A 13,458-nucleotide genomic window follows, 5' to 3' on the forward strand; every position below is an offset into this window, starting at 1 on the left:
AAGGGGAATCGGTCCTGCAGATGGTGATTCGGTGGGACGAACAGAGAACGAGTGCAGACTGATGGGCTGAATTATCCCACGACTAACATGAGCAGTTCCAGCACGCCGACCGAACCGGCGACCAGTTGCGCCTCCGATTTGGTGAGGCCATCGTGACGAACTGCGAGACCGTTCGCGATGATGTACGCTGCGACGACGATAGCCCCCGCTTCCAGCAGCATCGGAACGACCGTCCGGCCGCCGTCGACGGTCGCTTGCACCTGCTGGGCGAACGTTTCGGGGTCGTTCGAGAACTGCTTGCCGGAGAGGCCCCAGACGACCCACGCCAGCGAGAGCGGAATCTGCAGGAGCATCGGGGCCCGACTACACCCCGCGACGACGAACGTCTCACCGAAGCCGCCGCGCCCACCGAGCAACTTCACCCCGAGGTGGAGGAGTGCACTGCCGACCAGCCAGAGGACGAAGACACCGAACAGCAACGAGACGACGAGTCTCGGTGTCGCACGAGACATCGCGGCTCCGAGTCCCGGCGGCGGATTCCGTATCTGTCCGACGATGGCCTGGAGGGCGAAGACCGTCCCGACGGTGAGTACGATCATCATACTCCCGACGACGAGGAACGCCGCACGGAGGCCGACCTGCTCCTCTCGGAAGCAGCGTTCAGGGTCCGTGAGTAGCGTCACGTAGCGCGTGAGAACCATACCTCTCGCTGTCGAACGGGACGATAAATGTCTTCTGCTGGACCAGAGCCCGCGTTACTCGTCGTCGGTCAACTCGAACGTCGTCTCGTCGCCGTCGATGACGAGCATCGACCGATTGTCCCCTGTCCGGAAGATACTCTCCGGATACTCGTGTGTCTCCGCGACGCGTTCCGTGGAGAAGATACTCCCCATATCCCCTTCTGACATACACGAAGAATCGTAATCAGCTGACATGAGTCTGGCGGCCGTTTCCGTATAAATTGCCGGTACTATCATGGTCAGCCGACGTTTCGGGAGAACAGTTCGATTCGGTTAGTCTGCGAGCGCCTGCAGGACGCGCGGGCGGAGTCGCTCGTAGCCGACGACGTAGACGGCGGCGTAGAGGACGAGCAGGCCGATGACTGCGTACCAGATGGTGAGGACGGACAGTCCCTCGGTGAGGTAGCTGTGCCAGCTGGCCAGCTCGGCGGCCGTCCCGAGGGCCGCCAGTGCAGCGGCGACGACCGCGTACACCGCGATAGACGCGAGTTCGGGTACCAGTTCCGCGAGTATCGAAAGCATAGATGGCAACAGTGCGCCGCGACGTATTTGCGTTTCGGCTCGATTTACCACAAAAGTTTTACTGAAACCACAATTGAAGTCCGGTATGAAACACGGAAACACAGATTATCCGCGACTCACGAAACTCGGCTTCCTCCTCGGTGTCGGCCTGTTCGCCGCCGGGGCTGGCGGTGAAATCGTCGGTCACGCCCTGTTCGGAACGTTGCCCGGATGGGAGGACGCGCTCCTCACCGATTCGGTGTTCCTCGGTATCGTCGTCGCCTTCGTCTCCGTCTTCGGCTTCGGCATCGTCATGCCGCTGCTGGAGTGAGCGTGGCGACGTTTCCCGACCCGGATTCTCGGTTCGTCGTCGAAGCCGACTGCACGCGCTGTGACGCGCTCGTCGACTGCCGAGAACGAATCTCGTGGGGCAACGGGCCGCGCGACGCCGACGTGGTGGTCGTGGGCGAAGCCCCGGCCGCGGGTGCCCCCGACGCCGACCACTGGCAGGGCGGCAACTGGACCGGGATGGCCTACACATCGCGACACTCCGGCCAGCGCGTCCGCGAGTTGCTAGCCGATGCTGGCCAATCAGATGCGTACTTTACGAACGCTGTGAAGTGCTTCCCCTGCGACGGCGAGGGGAGCAACCGCGAACCGACAACTGGAGAACTCGAACACTGTCGTGACCACCTCGACGCGGAACTGGCCGAAGTTGACCCGCAGGTCGTCGTCCCGACTGGGAAACACGCGACTGAGACCGTGTTCGCCTTCGACGACCAGCGACTCGACGGTTTTCTGGAGAGGGTGCTGAAGCCGGTCGAGTCGCGCGCGCTCGGCCGTACTGTCGTCCCGATTCTGCATCCCTCCTACCAGGACGTGTGGGTGTCGCGGCTGGGGTATGAGTCCGACGAGTACGTCGCCGCTCTCCGAGAAATACTTGCCTCGCTGATCGGCTGAGTTTCCGTCATCACGCGCCACGGAGTACGTAGACACGGCCTTCGCCGGTCGCGATGCCGGTGTTCACCAGTCCACTACCGTCGAACAAGACGAGACTTGACGACGGAGCCTGCGGGAGCGACCAGTTCGTCACCTTCTCCCCCGTCTCGGCATCGAGTTTGTGAACTGTCCCGCCGTCCGTCGATGTCGGCAGATAGACGAACTCGCCGGTCACGGTCGGTGTCTGCGGTGACCCACCATCGAACGAGAACTCCCAGACGACTTCGCCGTTCGTCGCATCGATAGCGCGAAGTCGCTCGCTTTGTGACGGGACGAAGTAGACTGTCCCATCTCCGTACGCCGGTGGCGAATGCGCCGTTTCGCCCGTCGCCACGTCCCACTGCTCGCCCCCGGTGACCATGTCCATCGACCGAAGGGTCCCACTCTTCTCGGTGACGCAGAGACCCTGGTCGGTGACGACGGGAACCGCGTACGACTCCGTCTGCAAATCGGTTATCCAGTCCATGTTGCCGGACTCACGGTCGATTCGGTAGACGACCGGGTCGTCGCCGGTGGTCGCGGCGTAGACTGCCTTCCTGGCGATTGCAGTACCAAATGGTCCCGGGTGGTCTCCACCGGTGGTCCACTGCTGCTCGCCGGATGTCGCGTCGAGTGCGACGACACCATCGTCACACACGAACAGGTTGCCGTCGGCGTAGGTCAGGCCCGTCTGCGGCCGACCAATCCCATACGCCGCCGACCAGTACTGTTCGCCGGTCATCGCGTCGACGGCTCGCGTCTGACCTGCTGTCGTCAGAAACACTGTCTCGCCAACCTGCGTCGGTATCGCCTTGCCGTGCATCTCGGGCACCACCCACTGGCGTTCCGCCGCTCGTGTGAACGAGTGAAAGCCGGACGCTGTTTGGCTGTCGGCCGGCGTCTCGACGCCGAGGACGATTCCGTCGTCGGTCCAAATCGGCTGCTGGTCGGGATACCCACCGCTTTGGAGGAAGGGTTCGACGGTCGCATCGTCGGGAAGGTCGCTCGCGTTCGGCCGCCCGCTCGTCCGCCCATGGTCAGCCCCGTAGGTCGACCACCCGGCGGCGACCCCGCCGCCGACCGGTGCAGGCGTCCACTCTCGTTCCGGTGACGAGGACAACAGACTACACCCAGCGGACAGCGAGAGAACACCAGCTGTGACTGCGTGCAGGAATCGCCGTCTCGTGGAAACGGGAATCACGCACCGATTGTCACGCACTATACTTGTTTGTTCCCCGACGGGAGCTATTTTCCGCACAGGCTCGAACGACCACGTATGCCCGTCCCCGACGAAGGCCAGACCGACACCTTCACGCGAACGTTCACCCGCGAGGACGTTCGCCAGTTCACCGACGTGTCGGACGACCGTGGCGAACACCACCTCGAACCGAACGACGACGGCAGGCTCCTCGTTCACGGGCTCCTGACGGCGACGCTTCCGACGAAAGTCGGCGGCACCTACGACGTGCTCGCCCAGCGGATGGAGTACGAGTTCCCGCGGCCGGTGTACACCGACGAGGAGATCACCTGCGAAATCACCTTCGAGACGGTCGAAAAGCGCGACAGTCGCTACCACGTCGAGGCCGAGGGAGTCTGTCGCAACGAAGCGGGGAAGGTCGTTTTGCGAACCGAGTTCGACGGCGTCATCCTCCAGTGAGCCGCCGGAACCGCTAACACGCCGGGACTGGTACGGGTTGGCGTGCCTTCCGAACACTGGGTCTTCGACGGCCACACCGACGTACTGCTCGACCTCCACCTCACCGAGCGTGGCGGCGGCCGCTCGTTCTTCGAGCGAGGCGACCAGGGCCACGTCGACCTGCCGCGGGCCGCCGACGCGGGCTACGGCGGCGGCTTCTTCGCTATGTTCACGCCGAACGACGAGATGCCCGACTTGCAGCGGACCGACGACGGGTACGAGATGGCACTCCCCGAACCCATCTCGACCGAGCGCGCCCAGTCGTTCACCGACGAACTGCTCTCTCATGGGGAGCACCTCGACGAACTGGCGAGCGACGACGAGTTCCGCATCGTCCGGTCACTGGCCGACTTCGACCGCTGTCGTGACGACGGCGTCGTCGTCGGTATCTTCCACCTCGAAGGGGCCGAAGCGGTCGAACCGGACCTGTCGAACCTCGCTACTCTGTACGACCGGGGCGTGCGCTCCATCGGGCTGGTGTGGAGTCGCCCGAACGACTTCGGCCATGGCGTGCCGTTTCGGTACCCGGCGACACCGGACATCGGTCCCGGACTCACCGACGCCGGGCGCGCACTCGTCAGGGCTTGCGAGGACCGGGGCATCGTCGTCGACCTCGCGCACCTGAACGCGGCCGGATTCTGGGACGTGGCCGGGGCGTGTTCGAACCCCTTGGTCGTGAGCCACACCGCGGTCCACGCCATCTGTCCCGCGACGCGCAACCTCACCGACGACCAGTTGGACGCCATCGCCGACTCCGGCGGTGTCGTCGGTATCTCGCTCGCAGTCGAGAACCTGCGCGAAGACGGCGACCAGGTGCTCGACACGCCGGTTTCGGTCGTCGCCGACCACGTCGAGTACGTCGCCGACCGCATCGGCATCGAGCACGTCGCGCTCGGGTCGGACTTCGACGGCTGTACGATTTCTGACTCGGTCGGCGACGTGACCGGCGTCCCGAAACTGCTCGCCGAACTCGAATCGAGAGGCTTCGACGATGCCGAACTCGCCGCCTTCGCTCACGGTAACTGGCGACGAGTGCTCGACGCGTGGTGGTGAATCAGTGTTCGATGTGGGCCGACACTGACGCTCTGGCGCGCGCTGGGGCTGGCGTCGAGCATTGCGAGACGCCAGCCGTGTAGTCGCGCAAGGGATGAGCATCGCAGGCCGAAGGCCGAGACGCGCAGTCGGATGGGGAGGGTGTGGCTGCGGTCATTTACCGTCGTGATTCGTGCCTTACTCGGCTGAACCATCACTCACAGCACCGCCAGAGTCGTGATTCGTGAACTGCTCGGCAGAACGAAAGACGACGACAGCAACAAATACTCACCACGAAGCCCCCGATACTGCGACACTGAACCCGATACTGACGACTACTCTTCTCCCAAAAACCGCGACGCCGCACCACGAAACAGCCCGTCCACCGCTTCCTCAGAAAGCTCCCGCGACAACAGGTGTGCCCGCTCTCGCTCGTACTCGTAGGGCACGTTCGGGTAGTCGGAGCCGAACATGACCGACCCGGCGAGGTCTTCGAACACGACGTCGTCGACGCTCTCGGGGTCGAAGTCGAACAGGTCGGGCGCGTCGGCGGACATCGCGACCGCCGTGTCGAGGAACACCTGGTCTTCTAGCAGTGCCTCGTCGACGAAGCCGCGCACGTCGTCGACGCCCATGTGGGCACAGCAGACGCGCACGTCGGGGTAGGAAGCGACGAACTCGCGGAACTTGTCCAGTCCGACGGCGTCCGAATCCTGGAAGTTCGGGGCGGTTCCGGCGTGGAAGAGGACCGGCCGGTCGTACTCCGCGCAGAGTTCGAACGCGGGGTCGAGTCGCGGGTCGTTCGGGGCGGCGTCCTGCACCGGACACTGGAGTTTCAGCCCGCGTGCGCCGCCGTTCAGGGCGTCTCGAACGACGCCGCGAACGTCGTCTTCGGGGTGGACCGTGGCGAAGGGAACCGCCATCTCGGAGCGGTTCGCCTCCTCTAACACCCAGTCGTTGAGTCGGGCAGCCATGTCGGCATCGTGGGCGTACGGGAGAGCCAGGTAGCGGTCGACGCCAGCCTGCCGGAGGACGGACTCCATCGCGGTCCGCTCGGTCGGGTGGTCGCACACCCAACCGAGGTCACGCTCCAGCGCGTCTCTGATGGCGGCCATCAGGCGCTCCGGCATGAGGTGGACGTGGGCGTCGGTGGCGGGGGCGAAGGACATACTCGTGACTGCGCCGTCTGCGACTATCATCCTTCCCCTGTGGGGCGAAAAATCGGCCGCGAGTCGGTCAGTTCTCCTCTGTCGTCGAGAGGAGTGGGTGCCCACGATGCTGGTAGCACGCGTTCCCGCCGAACGGGACGGTTCGCAGGCACGCGCTCCCGTCCTTGCACTCTCGGTGGCAGAGGTACTCTCCGTCGTCTCTCGTCGGCACTGCGTTTTGGCTCTCAAACACTGCTCTCTCGAAAGAGTGGGGTCGCCGTCGACAAGGGCTGAGTCCTTGCAAGTGCAGGGACGACCGACCGGGAAACCTTGATACGCCGGCCGCGAGTCCCCCCGAACATGGACGACTGTATCTTCTGCAAGATCGTCGCCGGGGAGATCCCGAGTCGCACGGTGTACGAGGACGACGACGTGTTCGCGTTCCTCGACGTGAACCCGCTCGCCGAGGGGCACACGCTGGTCATCCCGAAGGGCCACCACGAGACCATCGAAGACCTGCCCGCAGACGTGGCCACGAGCCTGTTTGCGGCGGTCCACGAGCTCACGCCAGCCGTCGAGGACGCGGTCGACGCCGACGGCTCGACGGTCGCGTTCAACAACGGTGAAGCCGCCGGGCAGGAAGTCCCGCACGTCCACTGCCACATCGTGCCGCGTTTCGAGGGCGACGGGAACGGGCCGATCCACGCGCTGTTCGGCGGGCCTGGCGAGATGGAAGACGACCAACTCGACGCGGTCGCAGAACGAATCAAGCAGTACTGAGCCGACCCGTCGCTCGACCACTGCCCGCCGACCGCACATTTTTTAACAGATGTCGACACAGTAATTTGCATGTTGCAAGAGGACCAGTCCGCCGCCATCGTCGGCGTCACCGGCGGCGCGGGCGCGACACGGCTCACCGTCGAACTCGCCGCGACGCTGGCGCGTGACGGTCGCTCCGTCGCCGTGTTCGACGCTGCATTCGCCACGCAGGGACTCAGCCAGTACGTCCACGGCCGCATCGACATCGACGTGACGCGACTGCTCACCGACGAGTCGGTCCAGCCCCGGGACGCGATGATCGACCTCGGTCTCGACACGCCCGCCGATGTGGCCGTCTGTCCCGCCTACGCCCCGTTCGAACGCCTCGCCCGGGCGAAGTCCGGCGCGGCCGCCGACCGCTTCGGCGAAGTCATCCGGCAGGCGACCGAGGTGTACGACCACGTGCTCGTCGACACGCCGCCCATCGCGGACAACCCCTCCATCGCCGCGGTGAACGCGGCCGACCACGTCGCCCTCGTGACGCCGCCGTCGAAACGCGGCGCGGACTCCCTCCAGCGGACCCGCGACCGACTCACCGACATCGGGGTCGACCCGCATCGCGTCATCGCGAACCGGGCGAAGACCGGCGAGGAGCACCCGGTCACAGACGCCGCGGTCACGATTCCCGAACACGAGGTGACGGGTGTCGCTGGCGCACCAGTCTGTGTCGACGGCGCGAGCGACGAGTTCGCGCAGGTCGTCGCCACCAGCGCAGAAGCCGTGTTCAACACGCAACTGGACATCGAGTTCCCGCGTGGTGGACTCCGAGGGCGGCTCTCGTCGCGGTTCTGAGGAAGGAAAATTCTTCTCGGAATCGGTCACCGAACCGCATCGGGGTCGACGCCGTGGCCTGGTCCGGCGACCTGAATCTCTGGCCCACGAGAGAGTGGAATCACGTCTTCGTCGAGCAATTGGTTCCCGTCCAAATCGACGTGCGAGAAGCCGCCGATACCGGCGACGACGTGGGCACTGGTGCGGATGCCGACCGCGCTTTCGAGCATACAGCCGACCATCAGGTCGACGTTCGCGGCCCGGGCGACGCTGGCGATGTCGGCCGCGCCGAGCAGTCCGGACTTGCCGAGTTTGATGTTGAACACGTCGGCGGCCTCGGCGCGAACCAGTCGAACCGCGTCGCTCGGGGTGAACAGGCTCTCGTCGGCGGCGACCGGCACAGCGAGCCGTTCGCGGGCAGCCGCGAGGCCGCGTACGTCGTCGGCCGGAACGGGCTGTTCGACCAGTTCGAGCGAGACACCCTGTTCTTCGACTGTGTCGACGAATCGTTCGGTCTCCTTCGGCGTCCAGCCCTGGTTCGCGTCGACGGCGATGGCGGCATCGGGTGCACCTTCGGCGACGGCGGTGACACGCTCGGCGTCGCGTTCCGCGTCAGTCCCGACTTTCACCTTCAACTGGTCGAAGCCCTCGTTCGTGGCGCGAGCCGCCCGCATTCGGGCTTCGTTCGTCGGGCAGATACCGATAGTCAGGTCGGTCTCGACCGTCTGCGGCGCGCCCCCGAACAGTTCCGAGAGCGGGATTCCGCGCTCGCGGCAGTAGGCGTCGAGGATGGCCGTCTCGACGGCGAACGTCGCAGAAACCATTCCCGGGAACGTGTTTCTGACCTCGGCGACGAGTTCGCGGTAGTTGGCGACTGACTCACCTTCCACGAGGTCGGCGGCGGCCTCCGCGGTCGCCAGTGCTGCCTCGCGGGTCTCGCCAGTCACGGGCGGGTCCGGGTTACAGTCACCGACGCCGACGACGCCGTTTTCGGTCTCGACGCGGACGACGACGCTCTCGGCGGCGTGTTGCGTGCCGAGCGAAATCTCGAACGGTTCCCGCAGGGGCAAATCGAGCGGGTCGACCGAGACACGCTCGATACGCATCACAGCACCTCCTGCACCTGTTCGAGCAGTATCTGCGGGCCGGTTTCGGTGTAGACGTTCGCGGCGGGGTAGGGATACTCGACCTCGTCGGGGTCGCCCCACGTCGAGACGGCTGCGACCGTCGCGTCACAGACCGACTCGATGAGTGCGGCCTCGCTTTTGACGCTCGGGACGGAGAACCGCTCGAAGTCCTCTCGGCTCTCACGGTCCGGTTCGTCCACGACGACGACGGCGTCTGGCCACGCGCCGTGGAGCAGGCCCATGGTGACGCCGGAGTACGCACGGTGCGAGAGCGCGGCCTGTCCTTCGACGAAGACGACGTCGTGCGCTTCGGCCACGTCACAGACCATGTCCTCGACGACGCCCGCGGTGAAGTCGGCGGGGACGCGGTCGACGACCACGCCGCGGTGTGCGCCGACCATCTGGCCGGTCTGGCCCGTGGCGACCCAGCCAGCGTCGATGCCAGCATCGCGGGCGGCTTTGTAGAGTTCGAACGTGGTCGTTCGCTTGCCGACCGCGCAGTCGGTCCCCATCGTGAGGACCACCTCGGCGTCCACGTCGTCGACGCGGCCGTCACCGACGCGGAGTTCGTCGTCCGCGGGCGGCTTTCGCACGTCGTACAGGTCGACGCCGCACTCTTCGGCGACGGCGGTCCACTCGGAGTCCTCGCTCAGGAACGTGTGGAGGCCGGAGACTACGTCGCAACCGGCGTACATCGCGTCGCGAATCTCGCTCTCCCACGCCTCGGGGAGTTCGCCACCTGCCGGAGCGACGCCGATGACGAGTGCCTCGCACTCGGGGGCTTCCTTCATCGCGTCTTTGACGGAGGCGACGACGGGCACGTCGGGTGCGTCGTCGCGGTCGAGCACGTCACGTGCGGTGGTTCCTGCGCGAGTCGAGTCGACGACCGCTCGCGCGTCGAACAGTTCACCGTGGAGCACGACTCCGTTCGCCGTCTTGCCGTGGGGCGTGCCGAACTCGCCCTCGGCGAGCACGACTGCGGGGACGGGTGGGTCGAACGAGCGTCGTAGGTTCATGCTCTAGCGTCACGTATCGTGGCGCAAATTCCCCCTCCCTCTCATAGAAGGGGCGGCGGCACAGCCACTGAATCGACAGAATCGTCCCGATGGCCGGACCGAACACGTTTTTGGTGTCCGGGCACGTCACAAGTTCACATGGGTACGCACGGGGACAACGTGACGGGGTCGCGTCCGGCCGACGACACCGCAACCGGGGTGCGGGTTACGCTCGACATCTGGCATCCAAACTGCTGGACACTGGAAGTGACCGAGGAGACCGACGGCGGCCTGCTCGGTCACGGCGTCCACACCATCGACGGGCGAGCGACTGGCCGATTCACGGCCTACGGCGAGACGACCGAAGACGTAGACGAACTCATCGCGGCCATCGACGCGTCGCCGCTGACCGACTCGGTCTGGGAGACCGACGACCATGCGACGCAGGCAGACCTCATCGAGGGGAACGCGAGTCGCGGTATCGTCGTCGAGTACGACATCGAGAACAGCATCAACGACGCGCTCGTCAAGCGCGGGTTCATCCCCGACGAGTCGGTCCGGATGGTCGGCGGTCGCGAGTACTGGACCGTCCTCGTCAACGAATCGCGTGGAACCGTCCACGAACGACTCGAAGAGATTCGCGCGGAGCTCGGAGCCGACATTCGGGTCGAACTCATCACCGCTCCGTCGTCGGGCACCGGCATCTTCCAGACGACCGACCTCTCCGAGCGCCAGCGTGAAGTGTACGAACTCGCCCGGACGATGGGCTACTACAGCTGGCCGCGTGAAGTCAGTGCGGGCGACCTCGCCGAGGAACTGGGCATCTCGAAGGCGACACTTCTCGAACACTTGCGCAAGGCCGAGGCGAAACTACTCGGTGCGTAGTCGGCGGCGATAGCCCGACCCCCTTTCATCCTAGGGGGCGGTGCTATGCAGGATATTGACCCATGAGTACACATGTCATCCTCACAGGGCAGAGAGGCCAATAGCCTCTCTCGTGACATCGGGTTGTTCGGTGCGATGAGTACCGTCGTCGCGGGTACGCTCGGTGCTGGACTGTTCGTCACACTGGGAACCGCGTCGAAGACGACCGGACCGAGCGTCATCCTCGTCGTCGTCCTCTCGGGCCTCCTCGCCATGGCCATCGCGGTCAACTACTCGTGGATGGCGACCATCTTCCCGGGTGCAGCCGGGTCGTACGCGTACATCTCCCGGACGTTCGAGAGCCGGTTACCGGGGTTCATCGTGACGTGGTCGAAGTGGCTGGGCTACATGGCCGCCGACGCCGTGTTGGCGCTGGGATTCGGAACCTATCTTCAGGTGTTCTATCCGGGCGTCGACGCCGCGCTCGCTGGCTTCGCCTTGTTGACCGTCCTCTTCTTCGTCAACCTCGTCGGCTCGAAGGGCTACAGCGTCTCCCAGAACATCATCTTCGGGGTCTTGATGCTCTCCTTGCTCGTGCTGGTCGTTCCGGGCACGGCCAACGTCGACACGGCGAACTACCGGCCCTTTTTCACCGGCGGATTCGACGGCTTCTTCGCCGCCGCCGTCCCGCTGTTCTACGCCTACATCGGCATCGCCGTCGCGGGCCAGATGGGTGCGGAGGTGAAGAACCCGTCACGGAACCTCCCGCTCGCGATGGCCGGCGGGACCGCAATCCTCGTCCTGCTGTACGTCTGGACCGCCGCCGTCATCTACGGCGTCGTCGGCGACTACACCGTTCTCGCTAACTCGGAAAAGCCACTGGCCGACGCGGCCGAAGTGTTCCTCGGTGACACCGGCACCGCCGTCGTCGCCTTCGGTGGCCTGCTCGCCACCGCGTCGAGCGTCCACGCCGTGATGGCCGCGGGCATCAAGATGCCGTACTCGTGGGCGTGGGACGAGGTGTTCCCGCCGCAGTTCGTCGCGACCAGCGACCGGTTCGGCACGCCGCACTTCTCACTGCTCACGCTGTACGTCGTCGCCGCCGCGCTGACGTTCTGGAGCGGCGGCCTGGACCGCGCCATCGCCATCGCGACGTTCAGCTACCTCATCGCGTACGCCACCGTCTCGTTGACGGTGCTGTACGTCCTCTACACGAAGTCCAGTCTCGCAGAGAAAGCGGGCTTCGACCTCGGTGCGGGGATGTACGTCTCGGCCCTCGTCGGGGCGCTCGGTGCGGGCGCGCTGGTGACGCAAGCGGCCAACTGGACTGGACTGCTCGGCATCAACCCCTTCGACCTCTCGTCGTTCGCGCCCATCCCGACGCTGACCATCTACATCCCGTGGATGATTGTCGGTCTCGTCATCTTTGCCATCTTCTGGCGACTCGGTGAGCAGCGCAACACCGACGTATCGGCCATCCTCGACACGCTTCCCGGCGTCTCCTCACAGGAGCACGACCCGAACGTCGGAGGGATGAGCGATGACTGAAACCCACGTCGACCCGGACGAGACCATCGACCTGCTCCAAAATCTCGTCCAGATTCCCAGTCCCTACTTCGAGGAACACGAGTGCGCCGAGTTCGTCTACGAGTGGCTCGACGAACGTGGTCTCGACCCGGAGTACCACCACGTCTCCGAACCGGACATCACCGAGTACGAGGGTGACAACGTCGTCGCCCGGCTGGAGGGCAGCGACCCCGACGCGCCCACACTACTCTTGAACGCCCACATGGACACGGTGAAACTCGTCGAGGACTGGGAGGAAGACCCCTGCTCCGGCCGCATCGAGGACGGCAAACTGTACGGACAGGGGTCGTGCGACATGAAGGGTGGCCTCGCGTCGGTCATGGTCGCGTTCGCCGAACTGGCCGAGTATGACCTCACAGGCGACGTACTCCTCACGGCCGTCGTCGACGAGGAAGGCCCGTACGGCCTCGGCACCGACCGTCTCATCCGCGACGGCTACACCGACGACGTGGACATGGCCGTGGTCACCGAACCCGGGCCAATCCTCGCACAGGAAGACCTCTCGAACCCCGCGCTCCTGCTCGGTGCCCGCGGTCGCTACCTGTACGACATCACGGTTCGCGGACAGGCGGCCCACGGCTCACAGCCGTACAAGGGCACCAACGCCGTGGTCGACGCCGGGAAGGTCGCCGACGCGCTGGACAACCTCGACGTGGGCTCGCACGAGAAGCTGGGCGACGGCTCCACCTGTCCGCTCCTGCTCGACGGCGGCAGCCAGACCCTCTCCGTGCCGGAACGGGCCCACCTCATGGTCGACCGCCACGTCGTCTTGGGCGAGACCGAGGAAGACGTGCGAACCGACGCGAGAGACGCCATCGACGCGCTCGAACTCGACAGCGAGGTCGACGTGAACTTCCGCGAAGCGCCCGACCCGGGCATCAAGTACGGCCCGTACGTCACCGACGAAGACCACCCGCTCGTCGGCGCGCTCCAGCAGGCCTCGCGCGACGTGACGGGCGAAGAACCCGCACTCGGCTACTTCGCCAGCGTCGGTGACTTCAACTACCTCGGCGACCGGGCCGACCTGCCTACCGTCATCGTGGGTCCCGACGGCGAGAATATCCACAGCGCGGGCGAGTTCGTCTACACGGACGAGGTCGTCGAGGTCGCGGACATGCTGGTCGTCGCCGCCGAAAACCTCCTCTGTTAGGGGCTTTCACCCCGCTTCGGTGTCCGCGCACCAACCAGTACGGTTTTCTC

General features: G+C 65.4%; 17 protein-coding genes. 9 read left to right on the forward strand and 8 right to left on the reverse strand.

What is annotated here, in order from left to right; all coding sequences use genetic code 11:
- Positions 1 to 71: 71 nt before the first annotated feature.
- The 3 genes from ACSC1P_RS10700 to ACSC1P_RS10710 all read right to left on the reverse strand — a co-directional run bounded on the left by ACSC1P_RS10700 (position 72) and on the right by ACSC1P_RS10710 (position 1,262).
- Positions 72 to 701: a Yip1 family protein gene (locus tag ACSC1P_RS10700; RefSeq protein ID WP_435360140.1), complete on the reverse strand. Its 630-nt coding sequence runs from the start codon at positions 699 to 701 to the stop codon at positions 72 to 74.
- A gap of 54 nt (positions 702 to 755) precedes the next feature.
- Positions 756 to 908 carry a hypothetical protein gene (locus tag ACSC1P_RS10705; protein ID WP_435360141.1) on the reverse strand — a complete coding sequence of 51 codons (153 nt, stop codon included), beginning with the start codon at positions 906 to 908 and terminating at the stop codon, positions 756 to 758.
- Between the two features lie 105 nt (positions 909 to 1,013).
- Positions 1,014 to 1,262: a DUF8151 family protein gene (locus ACSC1P_RS10710; protein WP_435360142.1), complete on the reverse strand. Its 249-nt coding sequence runs from the start codon at positions 1,260 to 1,262 to the stop codon at positions 1,014 to 1,016.
- Between the two features lie 85 nt (positions 1,263 to 1,347).
- Between ACSC1P_RS10710 and ACSC1P_RS10715 the strand changes: the two genes are divergently transcribed.
- Both ACSC1P_RS10715 and ACSC1P_RS10720 read left to right on the forward strand, forming a co-directional pair.
- Positions 1,348 to 1,572, forward strand: a complete 225-nt coding sequence (locus ACSC1P_RS10715) for a DUF7860 family protein (protein ID WP_435360143.1) — start codon at positions 1,348 to 1,350, stop codon at positions 1,570 to 1,572.
- A gap of 2 nt (positions 1,573 to 1,574) precedes the next feature.
- Positions 1,575 to 2,201, forward strand: a complete 627-nt coding sequence (locus ACSC1P_RS10720) for a uracil-DNA glycosylase (RefSeq protein WP_435360144.1) — start codon at positions 1,575 to 1,577, stop codon at positions 2,199 to 2,201.
- Positions 2,202 to 2,211: 10 nt separating this feature from the next.
- Here ACSC1P_RS10720 and ACSC1P_RS10725 read toward each other — a convergent pair whose 3' ends face one another.
- Positions 2,212 to 3,339 (reverse strand): PQQ-binding-like beta-propeller repeat protein, encoded by a 1,128-nt coding sequence (locus ACSC1P_RS10725; protein WP_435360145.1) that lies wholly within the window; start codon positions 3,337 to 3,339, stop codon positions 2,212 to 2,214.
- 156 nt (positions 3,340 to 3,495) lie between these two features.
- On the opposite strand from ACSC1P_RS10725, the gene ACSC1P_RS10730 reads away from it, so the two are divergent.
- A complete protein-coding gene (locus ACSC1P_RS10730; RefSeq protein ID WP_435360146.1) occupies positions 3,496 to 3,876 on the forward strand; it encodes a hotdog family protein in 381 nt (126 codons plus the stop codon).
- Between the two features lie 42 nt (positions 3,877 to 3,918).
- Positions 3,919 to 4,968 carry a dipeptidase gene (locus ACSC1P_RS10735; RefSeq protein ID WP_435360147.1) on the forward strand — a complete coding sequence of 350 codons (1,050 nt, stop codon included), beginning with the start codon at positions 3,919 to 3,921 and terminating at the stop codon, positions 4,966 to 4,968.
- Between the two features lie 314 nt (positions 4,969 to 5,282).
- Here the strand turns inward: ACSC1P_RS10735 and ACSC1P_RS10740 are convergent, their stop codons facing one another.
- Both ACSC1P_RS10740 and ACSC1P_RS10745 read right to left on the reverse strand, forming a co-directional pair.
- Positions 5,283 to 6,116, reverse strand: coding sequence for an amidohydrolase family protein (locus ACSC1P_RS10740; RefSeq protein ID WP_435360148.1), 834 nt, complete (start codon positions 6,114 to 6,116; stop codon positions 5,283 to 5,285).
- 67 nt (positions 6,117 to 6,183) lie between these two features.
- Positions 6,184 to 6,327 carry a hypothetical protein gene (locus ACSC1P_RS10745; protein ID WP_435360149.1) on the reverse strand — a complete coding sequence of 48 codons (144 nt, stop codon included), beginning with the start codon at positions 6,325 to 6,327 and terminating at the stop codon, positions 6,184 to 6,186.
- 128 nt (positions 6,328 to 6,455) lie between these two features.
- On the opposite strand from ACSC1P_RS10745, the gene ACSC1P_RS10750 reads away from it, so the two are divergent.
- Entirely contained in the window at positions 6,456 to 6,875 is a 420-nt protein-coding gene (locus ACSC1P_RS10750) for an HIT family protein (protein WP_435360150.1), read from the forward strand.
- 69 nt (positions 6,876 to 6,944) lie between these two features.
- Positions 6,945 to 7,706 carry a ParA family protein gene (locus tag ACSC1P_RS10755; protein WP_435360151.1) on the forward strand — a complete coding sequence of 254 codons (762 nt, stop codon included), beginning with the start codon at positions 6,945 to 6,947 and terminating at the stop codon, positions 7,704 to 7,706.
- A gap of 26 nt (positions 7,707 to 7,732) precedes the next feature.
- On the opposite strand, the gene ACSC1P_RS10760 is transcribed toward ACSC1P_RS10755, so the two are convergent.
- Positions 7,733 to 8,794 (reverse strand): dipeptide epimerase, encoded by a 1,062-nt coding sequence (locus tag ACSC1P_RS10760; protein ID WP_435360152.1) that lies wholly within the window; start codon positions 8,792 to 8,794, stop codon positions 7,733 to 7,735.
- Positions 8,791 to 9,828, reverse strand: a complete 1,038-nt coding sequence (locus ACSC1P_RS10765; RefSeq protein ID WP_435360153.1) for an N-acetyltransferase DgcN family protein — start codon at positions 9,826 to 9,828, stop codon at positions 8,791 to 8,793. Before ACSC1P_RS10765 ends, ACSC1P_RS10760 begins: the two co-directional genes overlap by 4 nt.
- A gap of 138 nt (positions 9,829 to 9,966) precedes the next feature.
- Here ACSC1P_RS10765 and ACSC1P_RS10770 point away from each other — a divergent pair, with 138 nt between their 5' ends.
- From ACSC1P_RS10770 to ACSC1P_RS10780, 3 genes are all read left to right on the forward strand, one after another.
- A complete protein-coding gene (locus ACSC1P_RS10770; protein WP_435360154.1) occupies positions 9,967 to 10,692 on the forward strand; it encodes a helix-turn-helix domain-containing protein in 726 nt (241 codons plus the stop codon).
- A gap of 72 nt (positions 10,693 to 10,764) precedes the next feature.
- A complete protein-coding gene (locus ACSC1P_RS10775) occupies positions 10,765 to 12,219 on the forward strand; it encodes an APC family permease (RefSeq protein ID WP_435360155.1) in 1,455 nt (484 codons plus the stop codon).
- On the forward strand, positions 12,212 to 13,408 hold the full coding sequence (locus ACSC1P_RS10780; RefSeq protein ID WP_435360156.1) for a M20 family metallopeptidase: 1,197 nt from the start codon (positions 12,212 to 12,214) through the stop codon (positions 13,406 to 13,408). The genes ACSC1P_RS10775 and ACSC1P_RS10780 overlap by 8 nt, the downstream gene beginning before the upstream one ends.
- The last annotated feature ends 50 nt before the right edge of the window (positions 13,409 to 13,458 follow it).

The organism is Haloarchaeobius caseinilyticus (assembly GCF_051207395.1).
GTDB lineage: Archaea > Halobacteriota > Halobacteria > Halobacteriales > Natrialbaceae > Haloarchaeobius.